Annotated in this window: 19 protein-coding genes; 7 read left to right on the top strand and 12 right to left on the bottom strand. The window is 42.2% G+C overall.

Annotated features, from left to right (window positions below; genetic code table 11):
- Positions 1-133 precede the first annotated feature (133 nt).
- On the top strand, positions 134-895 hold the full coding sequence (locus tag QQK21_RS14015; RefSeq protein ID WP_284192812.1) for a TatD family hydrolase: 762 nt from the start codon (positions 134-136) through the stop codon (positions 893-895).
- Between the two features lie 305 nt (positions 896-1200).
- On the opposite strand, the gene tatC is transcribed toward QQK21_RS14015, so the two are convergent.
- From tatC to rmuC, 7 genes are read right to left on the bottom strand one after another with little or no spacing between them, the layout of a single operon-like run.
- The gene (tatC, locus tag QQK21_RS14010) at positions 1201-1938 is read right to left on the bottom strand and encodes a twin-arginine translocase subunit TatC (RefSeq protein ID WP_284192811.1); all 738 of its coding nucleotides are present in this window, start codon (positions 1936-1938) and stop codon (positions 1201-1203) included.
- 58 nt (positions 1939-1996) lie between these two features.
- On the bottom strand, positions 1997-2428 hold the full coding sequence (gene tatB, locus QQK21_RS14005; protein WP_284192810.1) for a Sec-independent protein translocase protein TatB: 432 nt from the start codon (positions 2426-2428) through the stop codon (positions 1997-1999).
- A gap of 3 nt (positions 2429-2431) precedes the next feature.
- Positions 2432-2668 (bottom strand): Sec-independent protein translocase subunit TatA, encoded by a 237-nt coding sequence (gene tatA / locus QQK21_RS14000; RefSeq protein ID WP_284192809.1) that lies wholly within the window; start codon positions 2666-2668, stop codon positions 2432-2434.
- Between the two features lie 43 nt (positions 2669-2711).
- A complete protein-coding gene (ubiB, locus tag QQK21_RS13995; protein WP_284192808.1) occupies positions 2712-4346 on the bottom strand; it encodes a ubiquinone biosynthesis regulatory protein kinase UbiB in 1635 nt (544 codons plus the stop codon).
- A complete protein-coding gene (locus tag QQK21_RS13990; RefSeq protein WP_284192807.1) occupies positions 4343-4948 on the bottom strand; it encodes a ubiquinone biosynthesis accessory factor UbiJ in 606 nt (201 codons plus the stop codon). The genes ubiB and QQK21_RS13990 overlap by 4 nt, the downstream gene beginning before the upstream one ends.
- Before the next feature lie 14 nt (positions 4949-4962).
- On the bottom strand, positions 4963-5745 hold the full coding sequence (gene ubiE / locus QQK21_RS13985) for a bifunctional demethylmenaquinone methyltransferase/2-methoxy-6-polyprenyl-1,4-benzoquinol methylase UbiE (RefSeq protein WP_284192806.1): 783 nt from the start codon (positions 5743-5745) through the stop codon (positions 4963-4965).
- Positions 5746-5801: 56 nt separating this feature from the next.
- Positions 5802-7352, bottom strand: a complete 1551-nt coding sequence (rmuC, locus tag QQK21_RS13980) for a DNA recombination protein RmuC (RefSeq protein WP_284192805.1) — start codon at positions 7350-7352, stop codon at positions 5802-5804.
- A gap of 131 nt (positions 7353-7483) precedes the next feature.
- On the opposite strand from rmuC, the gene QQK21_RS13975 reads away from it, so the two are divergent.
- Positions 7484-8389 carry a DMT family transporter gene (locus QQK21_RS13975; protein ID WP_284192804.1) on the top strand — a complete coding sequence of 302 codons (906 nt, stop codon included), beginning with the start codon at positions 7484-7486 and terminating at the stop codon, positions 8387-8389.
- 3 nt (positions 8390-8392) lie between these two features.
- Here the strand turns inward: QQK21_RS13975 and QQK21_RS13970 are convergent, their stop codons facing one another.
- Complete coding sequence (locus tag QQK21_RS13970; RefSeq protein WP_284192803.1) at positions 8393-9217, bottom strand: HDOD domain-containing protein; 825 nt, start codon at positions 9215-9217, stop codon at positions 8393-8395.
- Positions 9218-9485: 268 nt separating this feature from the next.
- On the opposite strand from QQK21_RS13970, the gene QQK21_RS13965 reads away from it, so the two are divergent.
- The 3 genes from QQK21_RS13965 to QQK21_RS13955 all read left to right on the top strand — a co-directional run bounded on the left by QQK21_RS13965 (position 9486) and on the right by QQK21_RS13955 (position 12370).
- The gene (locus QQK21_RS13965; protein ID WP_284192802.1) at positions 9486-10232 is read left to right on the top strand and encodes a winged helix-turn-helix domain-containing protein; all 747 of its coding nucleotides are present in this window, start codon (positions 9486-9488) and stop codon (positions 10230-10232) included.
- Entirely contained in the window at positions 10229-10690 is a 462-nt protein-coding gene (locus QQK21_RS13960; protein ID WP_284192801.1) for a hypothetical protein, read from the top strand. The genes QQK21_RS13965 and QQK21_RS13960 overlap by 4 nt, the downstream gene beginning before the upstream one ends.
- Before the next feature lie 216 nt (positions 10691-10906).
- Positions 10907-12370: an aerolysin family beta-barrel pore-forming toxin gene (locus QQK21_RS13955; RefSeq protein WP_284192800.1), complete on the top strand. Its 1464-nt coding sequence runs from the start codon at positions 10907-10909 to the stop codon at positions 12368-12370.
- A gap of 188 nt (positions 12371-12558) precedes the next feature.
- Here QQK21_RS13955 and QQK21_RS13950 read toward each other — a convergent pair whose 3' ends face one another.
- The 3 genes from QQK21_RS13950 to QQK21_RS13940 all read right to left on the bottom strand — a co-directional run bounded on the left by QQK21_RS13950 (position 12559) and on the right by QQK21_RS13940 (position 15084).
- On the bottom strand, positions 12559-12930 hold the full coding sequence (locus tag QQK21_RS13950) for a hypothetical protein (protein WP_284192799.1): 372 nt from the start codon (positions 12928-12930) through the stop codon (positions 12559-12561).
- Between the two features lie 110 nt (positions 12931-13040).
- Positions 13041-14426 (bottom strand): sensor histidine kinase, encoded by a 1386-nt coding sequence (locus QQK21_RS13945; protein WP_284192798.1) that lies wholly within the window; start codon positions 14424-14426, stop codon positions 13041-13043.
- A complete protein-coding gene (locus QQK21_RS13940; protein WP_284192797.1) occupies positions 14404-15084 on the bottom strand; it encodes a response regulator in 681 nt (226 codons plus the stop codon). Before QQK21_RS13940 ends, QQK21_RS13945 begins: the two co-directional genes overlap by 23 nt.
- Before the next feature lie 162 nt (positions 15085-15246).
- Here QQK21_RS13940 and QQK21_RS13935 point away from each other — a divergent pair, with 162 nt between their 5' ends.
- Positions 15247-15759 carry a GlcG/HbpS family heme-binding protein gene (locus QQK21_RS13935; protein ID WP_284192796.1) on the top strand — a complete coding sequence of 171 codons (513 nt, stop codon included), beginning with the start codon at positions 15247-15249 and terminating at the stop codon, positions 15757-15759.
- Positions 15760-15870: 111 nt separating this feature from the next.
- On the opposite strand, the gene QQK21_RS13930 is transcribed toward QQK21_RS13935, so the two are convergent.
- Positions 15871-17418, bottom strand: coding sequence for a YopT-type cysteine protease domain-containing protein (locus tag QQK21_RS13930; protein WP_284192795.1), 1548 nt, complete (start codon positions 17416-17418; stop codon positions 15871-15873).
- A 25-nt stretch (positions 17419-17443) separates the two neighbouring features.
- Here QQK21_RS13930 and QQK21_RS13925 point away from each other — a divergent pair.
- On the top strand, positions 17444-17659 hold a 216-nt coding region (locus QQK21_RS13925; RefSeq protein WP_284192794.1), incomplete at its 3' end, for a hypothetical protein.

Below are 17659 nucleotides of genomic sequence, written 5' to 3'. Positions count from 1 at the left end.
TGGTGAAAGTGACTGATTTGCATCATATCACTCCTGAGAAGCTGCGCTAGCAGCAAGTGATAAAAATGCAAAAAATGACCCAAAGCTCACACTGCCGTATACTCATGCCAATAACGCTTTATTGAGATGCACCATGATAGATACTCACGCACATATTTATGCTAGCGAATTTGACAACGACCGGGATAAGGTTGTTGAAAGAGCGCTTGCCCAAGGAATAGAGAAAATCTTACTGCCAAACATAGATCTTGAATCGATTGAACCGATGCTAAAAACAGAGTCCGCTTATCCAGAAGTATGCCACTCCATAATGGGACTTCATCCCTGTTATGTGGACGAAAATGTCGACCAGACACTAGAAATTATCTATGGCTGGTTTGCAAAGCACTCATTTATCGCAGTTGGAGAAATAGGCATTGATCTCTATTGGGATAAGACCTACCAAACTGAGCAAGAAAAAGCCTTTGTTACCCAGTTAAATTGGGCCAAAGAGCTGAAGCTGCCAGTTGTTATCCACACTCGAGACTCCATTGAAGAAACACTTAACTTATTAACTCAAACCCAAGATGGTTCGCTGCGCGGTGTATTCCACTGTTTTGGCGGTGATACAGAACAAGCAAAAGCCATTAATGATTTAGGCTTTCATCTTGGCCTTGGCGGAGTAACCACATTCAAAAATGGTGGCATGGATCACGTTGTTCCTTCCCTGAATATGGATTATGTGCTACTTGAAACAGACTGCCCATATTTAGCTCCGGTTCCTCATAGAGGTAAACGTAATGAACCTGCGTATACTTCGTTGGTAGCCGAGAGAATAGCAAACTTAAAGGGATGCTCATATCAAGAAGTGATCAGCATTACAACTGAAAACGCCAAACGCCTATTTTCAATATGAGGAAAAAATTGTCTTTTATTTAAGAAATAGGACTTTTTCAGCCTTAAAACACTGATTAGCCTTTAAAACAGAACGCTCGCCAATTAATATAACAACCTTATCAATACAAGGTGGCTCATATGTGCAATCATGACAATAAATTACATAGAAAGCACCGTACATTTTGGCACAAATTTCTGGGTATCAAGGAAGTTTACATATGCTCCAAATGTGGGTATTGCATGAAAGTAAGGTAGACCAGCAAACCATAACTCGCGTGCCTCTCAGTAAAAGCTTGCCATGGCGAGCTTTTTACTTAATCCATTTCAAGATTCATTCGTCTGCTTAGCCACGTAAAATCTGGCAAAAAATAAACCAACCTCAAAAAGCAGACACATTGGTACCGCCAGTAGTGTTTGTGAAATGATATCAGGGGGAGTCAACATCATGCCAACCACAAAAGCGCCCACTATAATGTACGGTCGTTTTTCACTTAAGCTTTTAGGATCTGTCGCACCAGTCCAGCACAGTAATATGATCGCAACAGGCACCTCAAAAGCGATACCAAATGCAAGAAAGAGCGCGAGAACAAAATCCAAATAACTCGAAATATCGGTCGCAAACTCAACGCCCCCCAATGAAATCGCAGTAAAAAAGCTAAAGACTAGAGGAAAAACCACAAAGTAAGCAAAAGCAACACCGCAGTAAAACAGCAGAGAACTAGAGAGCAAAAGAGGCATGATCAGTCGGCGTTCATGCTTGTACAAGCCAGGAGCAACAAAGGCCCAAACTTGATACAAGATAAAAGGTACCGCAATAAAAATTGATGCAATTAGAGTGAGCTTTAATGGTGTAAAAAAAGGCGATGCTACATCTGTCGCTATCATAGTCGCCCCCTCAGGTAAACGATCTACAAGTGGCGCAGATACAAACTCATAGATATCATTGGCAAAATAAATCAGACCAAGAAATACCACGAATACAGCAATAAGTGCACGAAGCAAACGGCTACGCAGTTCCAAAAGATGACTAATCAAAGGCTGCGTTTGCTCAACAGATGGCATGAAAACCCCTACTGGAAAATGTCACAAGGCGTCGCGTTCAGCTTACCCCAATATCTAACTAGAATGAGTCAGTCTTCTTATCTGCCAATGATGAAGATTCATTCGCTGCGGAATCGTTGGCAGATGAGCTATTAACATCAGGAGTTTCGATGGTTTCAACTTGCGTTTCACCATTATTGACAACCGCTTGCTTTTCCTTGGTATAAGGTCGCTGAACATCGCGAGCAGCCTGTTTAAGCTTCTCAACTGAAGACTTAAGCTCGGGAGATAAATCCTCCATTCCCATCTGCTCAGCCTTACGTAGGTTGTCTTGTAACTCTTGAACTTTGAGTTCATGGGAAATCTCATCTTTCACATTGTTGGCCATCGTCTTGGCAGCGCCGACAAAACGAGACACACTGCGAATCGCATGTGGCAAACGTTCTGGGCCAAGGACGACAAGTCCAACAACGGAAATTAATACCAGTTCCCAAAAACCAATATCAAACACGGATTATACCTGCTCTTTGTCTTTCTTGTTTTCAGCAGCAGCGTCTACTTTCTGCTGATCAAGATGCTTGGGCTCAAAGTCTGCGTCTTTTTTTGCCGCGTCGTCTTCACTCATCGCCTTCTTAAAACCTTTTACTGCACCACCTATATCACTTCCCATACCTCGAAGCTTCTTGGTGCCAAACAATAAAACGACAATGACCGCAATAATCAGGAGTTGCCAAATACTAATACCACCCATTTTTTATACCTCGGGCTAAATCAAACCAATTAAAGTTTACCACCTATTGGCGATAAGCTTTCCAACTAAATAACCAAAACAGCGCACCACCACTGGCAGTCAGTAATGATAGCTGGCTATAAGGACTGCTCACCAATATTGCTGAACAGACAACCAATGTTGCTCCAATCCCAAACAAAAACTTAGCTGTCAATTGCTGACGTTTACTCACACGATAGCCATGAAACAATTGATCCATGCGCTGACTCATCATTTTACCTTGACGCAAGCTGTCGTACAGCAATTCAGGTAACTCAGGTAATTTTTCAGCCCAAAATGGCGCTCGATCTCTCACCGCATTTAATAGCGCCTTAGGCCCAACCTGGTTCATCATCCAGTCTTCTAAAAAAGGCTTTGCCGTTTGCCACAAGTCCAGTTGGGGATACAATTGACGCCCCAATCCTTCAACATACAGCAAGGTCTTTTGTAGCAGCACCAACTGTGGCTGCACTTCCATATTGAAGCGCCGAGCAGTATTGAACAAATTCAATAATACATGACCAAAAGATATGTCACATAAGGGCTTAGCAAAAATTGGCTCACAAACTACGCGTATTGCGCACTCAAATTCATCAAGATTGGTATCTTGTGGAACCCAACCTGATTCAACGTGCAGCTCTGCAACGCGGCGATAATCACGGTTAAAAAACGCCAGAAAATTTTCGGCCAAATATCGTTTGTCTTCACTATTTAACGTACCCACTATGCCACAGTCCAAACCAATCCACTGCGGATTTTCTGGATGCTTGGGGCTAACAAATACATTCCCTGGATGCATGTCCGCATGAAAAAAGCTGTCTCGGAACACTTGAGTAAAAAACACACTCACACCGCGTTCGGCTAGCAGCTTCATGTTGGTACCATTCGCTTTTAAACCATCGATGTCCGACACTTGGATGCCATATATTCGCTCAGAAACCATGACATTTTTATTACTAACGTCAGTAAAAATTTCAGGAATATACAATTCTTCACTGTGTTCGAAGTTTCGTCTAAGCTGAATGGCATTGGCCGCTTCGCGTTGTAGGTCTAATTCATCAAGCAAGGTTTTTTCATATTCACGCACGACTTCTACAGGCTTCAGGCGTCTTGCTTCGGGTAGAGCCCTTGCCACTATGCGCGCCATTCGATACATAAGCTTTAAATCAGCGTCAATAACAGGGCGAATATCTGGACGGATGACTTTCAATACCACCTGCTGCTGATTCGATTTAAGTGTCGCGGTATGCACTTGAGCAATGGACGCCGACGCTAGCGGCTCAATATCAAACTCGTCAAACCAATTTTCGATCGCTCCACCCAAGGCCGATTCAATCTGCGCTTTGGCAAGATTGCCATCAAATGGAGACACCTGATCTTGAAGAAGCGCCAAAGGGTCTGCGATATGGGCAGCAAACAAATCACGTCGAGTCGACATCATCTGACCAAATTTGATCCACACAGGTCCAAGCTCTTGAAGAGCAAGTCGCAATCGCTCCCCCAACTCTTTATCGGCATGTCGATTTTTAATCCAAAATAGGGCTTTACGAGCAAACTGTGGGGCTTTCGCTAATTGATGATCAGGTAGAAGCTCATCTAGACCATATTCAAGCTGGACCTTGATAATGCGGTAAAGACGTCTTAATTCAGAAGGTGTCATACACTGTCCATCAATTTATTCAATTTTACTTCGACACGAGCAGCCCTACTTGCTACATCATCCACTTGATCGCAAAAATGTACTATTTCTAATGGAGCAGGTGCTAACTTCCACTCTTCTGTTATCACCTGTGCAAGATGATCATTGTGTTTTTGAGTCTGAGCTTTGGCAAGACGGCCCAACCCAACAGCACTTTGAACCAGCTGATGAGCCAAAATATCGCCCATCACTCTTGATAACCACTCTTCAATATCTGGCTTACAGTCCGCCATTAATTGAGAAAATTTTTGCGCTAGCTGAATATCACCTTCGAGTGTCAATTTGTCTTCTTTAATCAACTTAGTAATATTCGACTGTTCACCAAGCTGTGGCAAAATTGCAAGATTGAGAGAAAGAAAGCAGTCAGGCTCACCCTCGTAACCGGCCAACACATCAATGCTCTGGCTAAACATAAAGGTCAGGGTTTTATTCAGCTCTCTAAGATGCACTTGGATCGTCCGTCCCTTGAGCCGAGCCAAACGACGTACAAGCTCAGGGTCATCATTTACAAGCAGGTTAAGAGTAGATTCAATAGTGGCCGTCACAAGTGATTCAAATGGCATGGCTGTTTTTCACCTCAGAACTTATAACCACGATGAAGAGCCACAATACCACCGGTCAGATTATGGTAACTGGTGTTCTCAAACCCTACCGTTTCCATCATCTGTTTTAATGTCTCTTGGTCAGGGTGCATGCGAATAGATTCAGCAAGATACCGATAGCTTTCTGCATCATTAGCCACCAGCTCACCCATTTTCGGCAGTAAATGAAATGAGTAAGCGTCATATAACTTAGACAATGGCTCGAATATAGGTTTAGAAAATTCAAGTACGAGTAAACGACCACCCGGCTTTAATACACGAAACATTGATGCGAGCGCTTTGTCTTTATCTGTCACGTTCCGTAGACAAAAGCTAATGGTAATAGCATCAAAGTAATCATCTGGGAAAGGTAGCTCTTCAGCATTGGCCTGCACATAGTGAACATTACCCACAATACCACTATCTCGCAGCTTATCTCTGCCCACATTCAGCATTGAATTATTGATATCCGCTAAGATGACATGTCCTTTATCACCGACAATACGTGAAAACTTCGCCGTCAAGTCTCCCGTCCCCCCACCGAGGTCTAGCACACGATGTCCTGGACGAACCCCACTGCAGTCGATGGTAAATCGTTTCCATAGGCGATGAATACCTACTGACATCAAATCATTCATGATGTCATACTTTGCAGCAACAGAATGGAATACTTGCGCAACCTTGGCGACTTTTTCCTCTTTGGCTACTGTGGTGAAACCAAAATGCGTGGTTTCAGTTGATTCTAAAGCTGTGTCAGACTTCACGCTCGTATCTGTCATGATGATTCCTCTCCAAGCAGCGCTATAAATGAATACGACCTCAGCGCTGTGAGCGATTAGTTTACTTTATCCTCAGCCTGTTGTCTTTGGGCGAGAGAATCATTTTCGTTCATCAAACTGTTTTCCATCAAGCTATCGTAGTGAGCCAGACTTGTTACGTCGGAGGATATTGGCTTTTTCACCTCAACTCCGAGTTGCTTAAAACTCTCAGCTTGCCGAATCACATTGCCTCGCCCTGTTACCAGTTTGTTCATCGCACCTTGATAGTTCTGATTCGCTTTGTCCAATGCTGCCCCTAAATTTTGCATATCATCAACAAACAAACGTAACTTATCGTAGAGCTTACTCGCTTTGTCTGCGATAACCTGAGCATTTTGATTCTGGCGCTCGTTTCGCCATAAGTTATCTATGGTACGCAGCGCCACCAACAAGGTAGTTGGACTTACCACGATAATGTTTTGCTCTAGCGCATCTTTAATCAAGCTAGGATCAGCCTGAATTGCTATCTGAAAAGCCGGCTCTACTGGAACAAACATCAACACATAATCCAAGCTTTGTATGCCTTTCAATTTATGATAGTCTTTTTGCGATAAAGATTTAATATGGTTTCTTAGTGCTAGCAAGTGCTCACTTAATGCCTTATCTCTTAGCGGGTCTGAATCTGCGTTAAAGTATCTCTCATAAGCCACCAATGCCATTTTTGAGTCTATAACCACTTGCTTATTATTCGGTAAATGAACAATTACATCTGGTTGAAAACGTTTCCCTGCCTCATTTTGCAAACTCACTTGCGTCTGATATTCATGCCCTTCTCTTAGACCGGACTCAGCCAACACCCGCGCGAGTACGACTTCGCCCCAATTGCCTTGTTGCTTATTATCCCCTTTTAGCGCGTGAGTTAAATTAACCGCTTCCTGAGTCATCTTCTCATTGAGTCGCTGTAGATTTTTTAGCTCATGCACTAAAGTATGACGCTCTTTGGCTTCCAGATTGAAACTGTCATTCACCTGTTTCTTAAAGCTTTCAAGCTGCTCTTTGAGCGGTGACAATATCCCCTCGAGGCTCTGCCGATTTTGTTGGTCTACCTTGGCCGTTTTGGCATCAAACAACTGATGAGCCAAATGCTCAAATTGCTGCTTTAAGCGAGACTCCGCCTGCTCAAGTAATTGCAGCTTTTCTTGGTTGGCTTTATTTTCTTCTTGATGCCGAGCATCTTGCTCTCGTAGCTGCGCATCGAGTTGAGCTTTTTGCTCTCGAATCGTCTCAAGCTCATCTGCATACTGCTGACGTTCTTGCTTAATTGTTTCCATATAGCGAAGTTTTTCTAGCGAAGCCATATACTGACCATGCAATTGTTTGAGTTCATAGGCTGCCTTGTCTCGTGCGCCATCAAGCTCATCCAACTCTTGTTGTGCCTGAGCCAGCTCTTTTTGCAACTGACTAATTTGCTCATTCGATCGCTGCTGACTAGATTCAAGTTGTTGTTTTAAAAGCCTATGCTCAAAGTTCATCTGTTGTTTGACCAACCAACCAACCACAATACAGCTCAACACACAGCAAGCTAACATAGCCACAACTAAAACCGCATTATCTAGAATCCATTGCATAATAGGGAGTTAACTCATATTTTCGATATTAGTTAAATGGTATTTTACCACTGGATAAATGTCCAGTTTGTCGATTTAATATCAAACCGATAGACTAACGTAACTGGTTGTATTTTTAACAAGGGAATGTCATGAGCGAACGTCGCGCGATAGGGTTAGGACTGTCTGCTGTACTTTTATGGTCCACTGTAGCGACGGCCTTTAAGCTCACACTGGCAGAATTCACCCCGATTCAGATGCTAACGGCTGCCAGTATAGTATCGACTATCGCCTTAACGCTTATCTGTGCTTGGCAAGGAAAACTTTCCTCCATTAGTACAACCTTTTGCGCAAATCCTTTTTACTATGTCTTGCTTGGGGTGATCAATCCTCTCTCATACTATCTGATTTTATTCAAAGCCTATGACTTACTTCCCGCCTCTCAGGCTCAAGCGATAAATTACAGTTGGGCTATCACACTGACTTTGATGGCCGCTGTTTTTCTCAACCAAAAAATACGTAAACAAGACTGGATTGCGTGTGTTTTAAGCTACTTTGGTGTGATAGTGATTGCTACCAAGGGGGATATTGTCAGCATGGACTTTGATAGCCCATTGGGCGTGAGTTTAGCCTTATTATCTACTCTGCTATGGGCTGGTTATTGGATACTGAATACCAAAAATAAAGCCGACCCTGTGGTCGGTATTTTACTTGGCTTTCTCGTCGCAACACCGTGTACACTTGTTTTAAGTTGGTTGGAAGACAGTCACTGGAGCCAAATATCATATCAAGGTTGGATAGCAGCGACCTACGTTGGTCTTTTTGAAATGGGGATAACTTTTGTACTCTGGCTAAGCGCACTGAAAATGACCCAAAATACCGCTCGAATCAGTAACCTTATTTTTGCATCACCGTTTATTTCACTCATGCTACTCGCAACGATCATAGAGGAGCAAATACACCCAACAACATTAGTTGGCTTAGTATTAATTGTTGCGGGTTTGGCCATTCAACAAATCAAGTTCAGGAAAAAGGCACTTTGTCAGTCATCACTTTAAAGTCTAAAACAACTGATACGCCATCTCACTACCCTGACCGCGAACCGCATTAATCTTTTCCGTTAAATCTGAGGTGATTCTTAGCGCCACGGCCGCTTTATGTTTATTTAAGTAACTGTGCTTTTCTTTGTCACTGGCTATTGTGTCCCACTGATGATGAATATCTCGCGCCAGATAAACCAAGCATGCAAGCCTTTTTGACTCAACCGCTTTACCAGGATGATTCACATTTGCAATGGCATCAATCAACTCTTCGGGGAACTTCCAATTCTCAGCCAAAGCGGCTCCAAGCTGCTGAGCATCTGTGCCGAGAACCTCTCTTTGTACCTCAATAGGGTTACCACCCTGCTCTACACGGCGATTGATTTCCACCGCTTTTTCTGGCTCAAGAGAGTGAATCATTAACTCACCTATATTGTGTAAGATACCCGCGATAAAGGCTTCGTTAGGATCAACCTTGACTTCTTTTGCTATGGTGCTGGCGATAGTGGCCACCTCAAAGGTGCTAGCCCAATAATCTTTGATATTGAGCGTTTCTAGCTTAGGGAAAGTCGAGGCAAGAATAGAAGAAGAAATCAAATTGCGAATGGCACCAATACCAATCCTAACGATAGCATCATTGATGTTAGAGACTCCTTTCACGCCACCAAACTGGGCTGAATTTGCCATTCTCAATACTCGAGCTAACAGCACCTGATCCATTGCCATTTTCTTCGCCAGCTCACTAAAATCAATCTGATCACTATTTACCATCTCCAGAAGCTCCTGAAGTACACTTTCGATTCTTGGCAGTTCATTGATTCTAGAGATCAGCGCTTGATAGCTCATATATTACCCCGCAAATAACATCTTACTCATTTAATATAGGACAGAAATAATCCGACAGATCCATAATCTGAGTGAGAGATACTGAAATATCACCGCAAAAAATACACACTCACGTACGTATTATTAGCTAAGGTCACACAAATGGGTTTTGCCGCCTCAAAGACTGGTATTCTCAAATTGATCTTAGTGCATTCATGTACTTACCTTGTCTTAGCCATTCATTGGTGATGACCAATGAAAGTTAGAATCACTGTGTAAACCTAATGATATGATTTTATTTAACTCAGTTAGCAACAAGCTCTCAAACCATCATTTAACCACTAAGATTGGCTACCGAGAGGCTCAAGTCCTAGAAGTTTTACTCAACCATTCTCCTGATGTCGTACAGAAAAGTGACATCATTCAACACGCTTGGGGTAATCAATATATTGGTGACACGTCTCTGGCTAAAAGCATCAGTGCGTTGAGACTAGCACTCATTAAACTCGGTACAAAAGATTCACCAATAGTCACAGTACCAAAAGTAGGCTATCGATTGGTCACCAACGCCATTCGCTATGACACACCCCCATCACAAGATCATCATGCAGATTTACCTCCTAGAGCTAAATCCGTAAGAACAAACAAATCTAGGATAAATGTTTGTCGCTACCGGGCTAACAAGTGTTATATCACGACCTTGTGCTTCTTATTTGCCGCAGGCCTATTGGCGTTAAGTAAGTACTATGGCTGGAATTGGAACGAATTAAATAGTAACCACTTACTTACATCACAAAAAGTCGGTAACATTGAGATAATTTACGCTCAACATACCCAGCTAGACCCACAGCTTCTTCAGCTATTGTCCCAGTACCAATGCCACTGCGTGGCATACCTCGAACAAGGCGACCAATATACAGAGCTCTCATTGATGGATAAGGATAAGCGCCGCTCAATCAATATTTCTTATTCTCACGGTCAGCTAAATCTACTGTCAAAGCATGTCGCTGCTTTTATAAAGGAAAATCAGTCATGACCCCCTATATTTCAGTTACTTGCTCCATCGCTCTATTTATTTTTGTACTCGCTCTACCATGGTCAAATCAGATTGAGGGCAATCATTACCAATATAGTGAGTTACGTATCCAAGATGACCAGCACATCTTTCGTTCAGATGGTCTAACCCGAATTGACAATAATCACGTCATCCATCTCGCTTCAATACAAGACAGTTCTATGAAAGAACCGGTGGTAATCCGCTTCGCAGGTAAAGCTCTATCGTTTAACCAATATGGTTTCTCTGTCTCAGGAAGTCTAAGCTTAGTATCAGTACAGAATCTCACTCCAGTTATGGATGATGCCGTAATTTCGCCTTACCTTCTGCTCAATAACGACCCCTACTCTATAGATATTGATATTCTTTATACTGGACAAGATTACATTATTATCCGAGAAAGACCGGATGGGCGAGCCAAGCTATTAGCCAAACGCTGAATTCTGTACGATATCCAGTATTCACGACGAAAAATTCAACACCCTCACCATGAGAATAAAAAAGTCAGCATAACTAGATGATTAATATAAGGAATAAAATTCAATTCTTTTCAATACCCCATTATTGCTAACTGTGGAAAGGTAGCCGGCCTGAGTTAACAAAAAATTAACACAGCACACAGCCTCACATACCACCAGACATGAAGGGGAACATCTATGTCTATCGTGAAAACGCCTGTGTTATCTCTTGCTATCTTCACTATCTCAGTAGCAAGCGTACAGGCAAAAATATATCCAGATCAGCTAGTCATCGATACTCTCGGTGAAGACACTTGCCGATCAGGGTATCGTCCCATAAATCGCTTCGAAGCAGCACAACACAAGGACTATCTTGTTGCTCGAATGGGTCAGTGGCAAATCACTGGGCTAGAGAATAATTGGGTCATTATGGGACCAGGCTACTATGGCCAAATAAAGCAGGACCTGCAAAATAGTCAAACTTGGTGCTATCCCAAACAGGCCATATCAGGCATCCCACATTACGATTCCAAATCCATCAACGAAGGTAGCGAACTCGAGATTCAGTATCAACTCGTCACTAATCAAGAACACTTTGTCAGACCACTGAGTTATCTGGCACATTATCTCGGTTATGCATGGGTCGGGGGCAACCACAGTCAGTATGTTGGTGAAGACATGGACATAAGGCGTGAAGGTGAAGGTTGGGTAATTCAAGGAAATAACAAGGGTACCTGCAATGGCTATCGCTGCAATGAAAAAACTAAAATCACCGTAGACAACTTCGCTTATACTCTCAATAAAGACGACTTTTGGCACGGAACTGTCACTGAATCAGAACGAGAACTATTGAAAACTATCACTGCAGTTGCCAGAAACCACACTGATATTCCCCAGCAAGTGGTGGTCGATCTAAAAGTCGATGAGTCAACCAACTGGTCAAAATCGCACAGCTTCGGTTTTGCTCAAAGAGTCACCACGGAAAACACCTTTAAGTGGCCTCTGGTCGGCGACACTAAACTCACCATTAGCCTTGAAGCTCATCAAAGCTTTGCCAGTACCAATGGGGGAGCAAATAGTGAACATGTCATGCTTCAAGCCAGACCCACAGTGCCAGCAAATTCTGAAATTCCAATTCGAGTCGAACTGTATCGCTCAAGCATTTCTTACCCCTATCGTTTTGGGGCAAACATTAGCTACGACGTCGAATTGAATGGCTTTTTACGCTGGAGTGGAAATGCATGGTCTAGTCACCCAGAAAACCGACCCAATCACCCTCATACCTTTACTATGGGCCGAGCCAGTGAGCATGGTGAAGATCTTCATTATCAATGGGATCACCGCTACATTCCTGGCGAAGTAAAATGGTGGGACTGGAGCTGGGCAATCGACGAATATGGTCTTGACAATATACAGTATGCTGCTGGAGCCAGTTTAAGACCCTTCTATTCGTATGTGTCTGGAGACTTTTATGCGGAATCTCAGTTCGCTGGGAGTATAGAAATAGGCCAAGCGAGATCGATCACAAGAGCGAGTTTGATCAATCCTAGCATACCGACACAGAGAGTGGGTAATCTTGAAGTATCAAGTAACTTCAACAAGCAAGAGCTTGAATTACTTGGCTTTACTAATGCCGAGATGACTATAACCCCAATCAACTAAATCAAACTAGGACACACGGAAAATATTGATTTCCGTGTGTTCTAACTGAGCGTTAATATTGTACTATATTGTCAGTTAGCCGTTTTTTAAAAATTAACAACCAACAAAACCAATATGAATTTAAATATAAAACACACACCAATATAAATATGTAAATTTGATATTTTAAATATTATATAAGATTAACTTTAGTTTATTTCATTAATAGAAACGAGTTCTGGTATGCCATTTATCGGATGGTACACCTCAACTACAGCAGCATAAATTGGCGCATTTGGGTATGTTGCCTGTGCATTACAAATAAATTTATAGCTCATTCCTGCAGTAACACTTGATGAGACCGCAAACGGTGAGTATGAAACGCCGACCAAGCCCCCCAATGCTTGATAAAAGATACTGTAGTCATCACGAGTTAATGTTGTGCGAAACTCACTCCACCCACCAGGAATTAAAGTCTCAGAAGAGCTCACACTGTCCGTATTTGAGCTTTCCAAAGCCCCCTCGTTTGCAAAAGCCAAACATGGAAGTAAAAAAGATATGAATAATAATTTTTTGAGCATAATATAACCTCCAGAAAATTGCATTAATATAACCAACCGATGGCAATCCTAACCAAGTAAATAAGGTGAGTAAATAATAATTAGTTTGACGATTTATTTACGACTAAAAATTATAAAATAATGCTAAACCGACTTCCCTGATCCAGTTGTGAAAATAGCTCTATTTTTCCTCCTAGGTTTTCTACCATAGCAGCAGCTAGTGATAACCCTAACCCATACCCTTGCGTGTTGCTACGGCTAGCATCAACTCGATATAGCCTTTCAAAAACTAATGTTTGGTATTTTGGCTCTATACCAATTCCAGAATCAATCACATGAATAGTCACACCTTTATCACACGATTTTTCAATACCAACAGAGACTTGGCCACCTTGAGGTGTATATTTGATCGCATTGTCCATTAAATTAACTAAAACTTGAGTCAGCTTATCTGGATCTGATTCAATCACGACCTCTTCAACTGAGTTTGTCACTAAGGTAATCTTTTTTTGTTCCGCGACGTCTTCAAACCAGCTTGATACCTTTTCTACCACCTGATTGACATTGGTCGAAACCTTTTTTATCTCACGCTTTCCCACTCTCTCATCATTTAATTTCATCAATGCGGTCAGCATATTGCTGGCCTGCATCGCATGTTCAGCGCAATCAGCTAAGGCCTCTTTTATCTGGCTCTCATCCCTATCTTCTTCACTCATGAGAGCCGTTTGAGAGGACAATATAATTCGAGATAATGGAGTGCGAATATCATGGGCAATAGCATCAACTGTGGTGTTAAGCACTGTCGTAGTATGGTGCAAACTGGTCACGGCTTCTTGAACGCTTGCACTCACAAGACTTAGCCCTTGCGGTGCCTTGATAGGGTCTATATTGTCTAACTTACCCTGACGAAGCTTTTCCAATAAGGTACCTAATGTCACCAATGGGGTCATGGCATTGCGAATAATCCGCTGGGTAAAAATTGAAGTAATCACTAACATAACAAGCATTGCATACACAGTCGTCATCCAGTTTTCAAACGCAATCACGTAACGCTTTTGGTTATCAAGCACTAACCAAAAATCTTGTGTCTCGCCTTTTACTGGCACAACAAGATAAGGGTTGAAAATGAAATGTTCGATCCAATTTCTATTCTCCTGTTGCTGCTTCCTTGAACCAAGGCCTGGTGAAAGCATTTCATCTCCGACGATAAGCTTTACTTGATCTGGTTTGTTAGCTTCAGTCACAAACACGCTAATGTTGTTATCAATCAAACGTTCTGGGTTTGCTTCCAGCACATGAGTTAAACGCTGCGCAGAATCATATTTCAATATTCGCTGATATTCTGAGGCCATAGACGCAAGTATCTTGGTTTCAGCGCGATAAAGATCATAGAAAAAAAGCATGCCGACAGCGAGCTCTACCAGTAGCAGACAAAATAAAAGCAAACCAATAAAGCGCAGTAATAACTTTTTTTCAGCGCTAATCAGTGCCTGCTTAATGTTGCGACTTGAGGACATAGCCAACTCCCCTCAGTGTGTGAATCAGCGGTTTGTCAAAACCCTTATCAACTTTACTTCTTAAGCGACACACCAACACATCAACCACATTGGTTTGAGGATCAAACTGATGACCCCAAACTTGCTCTAAAATCGCGGTTTTTGACAACACGACCTCTGGGTTCTCCAGTAAAAGCTTCATCAATACAAACTCTCGCTGGTTTAGCACGATAGCCTTGCCCGCCCTCACCAATGAATGTTTCATCAAATCCAAAACCAGATCATAATATTTCAGCTCATAAGATTGGGGTGAGCTTTGCTTCCCTCGGCGAAAGAGCGATTGACACCGTGCTAAAAGCTCAGGGAAAGCGAAAGGCTTGACTAAATAATCATCCGCACCAGCTCTTAGCCCAACAACCCTTTCCTCCACCGAATGTTTTGCGCTAAGAATAATAATTGGTGTGGTATACCCTTGGCCTCGGTACTGCTCGAGTACTTCAAAACCTGTTTTCAGCGGTAACATCAGATCTAGGATAATCACGTCGTAAGATTCCGTGCTAGCTTCGTGCAGTCCGTCCACACCATTTATCGTATGGGTTACTGTACACCCCTCTTGCTGGAACCCGCTAAGCAGAAAACGGGCGATGTGAGCATCATCTTCTATCAATAATATTTTCATTAGCCTTTCACTTTGATGGCGCTTGCATCAATCTACTTTATCAACAATAGTTGGTGATTTTCATCTAGATTACATTTTTGTAATCTTTGGGCAAGCTTCTGGTAATAGTGCTCTTGGTAGTCTGACTGTGTTGATAACAACAATGTGTTAGATGGAGTCATTATGAAAAACTTAAAACAAAACGCGCTAGTTACTGCTCTTGGTCTGTTCTCTGCTGCCCTATCTTTTAGCTCAGCAGCAGCAGACAAAAACCAAACGGTTTCCATTAATCAAATTTCGTCCACAGCGGCACTCTCGCTGGTTAAGGAAGCCGTGCATAAGTGTGAGCTTGATGGCTATAAAGTCACAGCAACTGTGGTTGACCTGTCAGGTAACATCCTAGCTCAACTACGAGCTGATGGTGCAGGTGTTCACACTCTGGAAAGCTCACGTAAAAAAGCCTTTACCGTGGCCAGTATGAAGCAATCTTCTGCAAATCTAATGAATCTGATTGCCGACAAACCTATTCTTCAGCCATTGCAAAACATGGATGACAACTTACTATTTTTGGCAGGCGGTGTACCGGTTCAAATGAACAACGTCATCATAGGAGCGATTGGCGTGGGCGGCGCACCGGGTGGACACTTAGATACAGCCTGTGCAGAAAGCGCAATTAAAAATATATTTAATATCTAGGAAGGACGATGCCATATTGAGTGTTCTTCTATGGTATCAAATAACTCATAAGCACTCCTTGCATAATATTACGGTTATGAAAGGAGTGCCACTACTACTAATACTTAGTGTTTATCGGATAAATACATCACAGTTGATGCTACCTTGAGCAGGTAAATGTGGATAGACAATATTGACAAAGTCTCTAGAGAAAACCTCCAAGCTTTCTTTATCTTTAAAGGTGACTTCCCCATAATTTGGGTCAAAGAAAGCATACTTTTCCTTTCCTTGCTCGGAACAAGAGTAAGTTGCTACAGCATGTCCACTCGCTGAACCACTCTCTGCAAAGTTTTTCCTTAAAGCATGTATTTTTAGTTCACCTTGATCGAAGTTTAATCCTCTGCTTTCGATGTTATCGGTATTAATTCCAATAAGACCTAGGCGAACGATCACTTCCTCTTTACCAAAACGTTGACCTTCATACACACAGACCGCTTCGTCCAAACCATTTCTGTGACCATTCTTCAACTCCATACTTTGAAAGAAAGAATCATTAATAGCAGTATCCTTGCCCCACTTAGCAGCCAAGCCAAAGCAAACACCACCTTTATTGGTGAACATCTTCTCTAAAATACCATTTTGAGTCCAAGGTGTTAGCCCTGTTGCACCATAACTCTTCTTAAGCATTGATTCACCGGAAGAAGAATGTAACCCACTAGTAAACAGCTTTCTCATTTCATCTAAATGGGCGGGCTGGTCACCTCGCTGCTCCTCAGCTGCTGCATTTGCTAATTTTTCTAGTGCCCTACTAAAGTTGGTTCTTTTCGGTATAGTAGGATCGTCAGTATGGGTTTTCTGTACTTCTTTTTTAGCGGGCTTTTGAGGGTTATTTGCGTTGCGCTCCGCATTCCTTGCCTTTCTTTTTTGATTGGCTTCATGCAAAGAGTTTAATGTAATCTCTTCACCCACTTTAGCCAGCCCAACCCTAACAAAGAAGTTAGTCAGCGTGTTTTTTTGTCTTAAACTTGCTTGGTCTAGTGATGACTTTCGTGCAAAAGCTAACCCATCAATTTCTGCCTTAATCGTCTCTTTTCTGGCGCTGTAGAGCTTATCCATATTTACAAAGCGACTAATTGCTTGCTCAATTCGACCTTTGTCTTCAGTTCCCCATAGTGCTTTCTCCCCGATAGATTCTTTAACTAAAGTATCAAAATCAGTTTGTGTTAGTGGATACTTAGCTAACATAGATTTTGTAAAAGTACCTTTATCTAACTCGTTTTTTGCAGCCGTGACTGTACCCTGAGATACCAAATCATTTTTCTCTTTCTGTATTTGCTCTTTTTGCTGTTCGAACAAGCCAGATAGACTAGAGGTCATAACGTATTCGTTTAGCGCCTTGACATCGCCCACTCGAACTGTTTTTTGATCAGCTAAAACACCATTCAATACTATTTCGGCATCCTGCTCTGTCATCTTATGGTGTTTAGCTAGTGTACTGATAAGCAATTTTTTACAATCGTTTCTATGCCGATTTCTTGCTCGTGAAACGACGAAAGGAAAGGACGCTTTTTTATCTTTAAGGTATGCTTTTCCATTCTTAACTCTAACCTCTTGACTCATATCTTTGGCATGTCCAAGAGAATTGTGAATATCGCCAATGGAGTTGTAATTTATTGTCATCTTTACCTCATTACAAAGTCAGCATGTGAGAATCATCGGTCCCTTAGCGGTTGCTCTCGACCGAAACATTTCTGTGTCTAGTAACAGGAAATTCCTTGAAACAGGTTCTCTCTTTCTGGCTAGACGACAACGCCAAATCATAAATGTCAGTTATATAAATTACCTTGATAAAAAAGGAATGTCATTACTGAGGGATCTTGACGGGATAAATACCATTCGACTCTGTCGTATCCTTACATTC

Source organism: Vibrio zhanjiangensis (assembly GCF_030161235.1).
Lineage (GTDB): Bacteria > Pseudomonadota > Gammaproteobacteria > Enterobacterales > Vibrionaceae > Vibrio > Vibrio zhanjiangensis.
Note: the sequence above shows the minus strand (reverse complement) of the source record. Positions and strands in the feature narration are given on the sequence as shown.

What these genes read in the sequence shown, in the direction of transcription:
- ubiB (WP_284192808.1), bottom strand. Translation starts at nt 4,346, where the DNA reads ATGACACCTTCTGAATTAAGACGTCTTTACCGCATTATCAAGGTCCAG.
- rmuC (WP_284192805.1), bottom strand. Translation starts at nt 7,352, where the DNA reads ATGCAATGGATTCTAGATAATGCGGTTTTAGTTGTGGCTATGTTAGCT.
- tatA (WP_284192809.1), bottom strand. Translation starts at nt 2,668, where the DNA reads ATGGGTGGTATTAGTATTTGGCAACTCCTGATTATTGCGGTCATTGTC.
- QQK21_RS13970 (WP_284192803.1), bottom strand. Translation starts at nt 9,217, where the DNA reads ATGAGCTATCAAGCGCTGATCTCTAGAATCAATGAACTGCCAAGAATC.
- QQK21_RS13935 (WP_284192796.1), top strand. Translation starts at nt 15,247, where the DNA reads ATGAAAAACTTAAAACAAAACGCGCTAGTTACTGCTCTTGGTCTGTTC.
- QQK21_RS14015 (WP_284192812.1), top strand. Translation starts at nt 134, where the DNA reads ATGATAGATACTCACGCACATATTTATGCTAGCGAATTTGACAACGAC.
- QQK21_RS13940 (WP_284192797.1), bottom strand. Translation starts at nt 15,084, where the DNA reads ATGAAAATATTATTGATAGAAGATGATGCTCACATCGCCCGTTTTCTG.
- QQK21_RS13930 (WP_284192795.1), bottom strand. Translation starts at nt 17,418, where the DNA reads ATGACAATAAATTACAACTCCATTGGCGATATTCACAATTCTCTTGGA.
- QQK21_RS13965 (WP_284192802.1), top strand. Translation starts at nt 9,486, where the DNA reads ATGATTTTATTTAACTCAGTTAGCAACAAGCTCTCAAACCATCATTTA.
- QQK21_RS13950 (WP_284192799.1), bottom strand. Translation starts at nt 12,930, where the DNA reads ATGCTCAAAAAATTATTATTCATATCTTTTTTACTTCCATGTTTGGCT.
- tatC (WP_284192811.1), bottom strand. Translation starts at nt 1,938, where the DNA reads ATGCCATCTGTTGAGCAAACGCAGCCTTTGATTAGTCATCTTTTGGAA.
- QQK21_RS13945 (WP_284192798.1), bottom strand. Translation starts at nt 14,426, where the DNA reads ATGTCCTCAAGTCGCAACATTAAGCAGGCACTGATTAGCGCTGAAAAA.
- QQK21_RS13975 (WP_284192804.1), top strand. Translation starts at nt 7,484, where the DNA reads ATGAGCGAACGTCGCGCGATAGGGTTAGGACTGTCTGCTGTACTTTTA.
- QQK21_RS13955 (WP_284192800.1), top strand. Translation starts at nt 10,907, where the DNA reads ATGTCTATCGTGAAAACGCCTGTGTTATCTCTTGCTATCTTCACTATC.
- QQK21_RS13960 (WP_284192801.1), top strand. Translation starts at nt 10,229, where the DNA reads ATGACCCCCTATATTTCAGTTACTTGCTCCATCGCTCTATTTATTTTT.
- ubiE (WP_284192806.1), bottom strand. Translation starts at nt 5,745, where the DNA reads ATGACAGATACGAGCGTGAAGTCTGACACAGCTTTAGAATCAACTGAA.
- QQK21_RS13990 (WP_284192807.1), bottom strand. Translation starts at nt 4,948, where the DNA reads ATGCCATTTGAATCACTTGTGACGGCCACTATTGAATCTACTCTTAAC.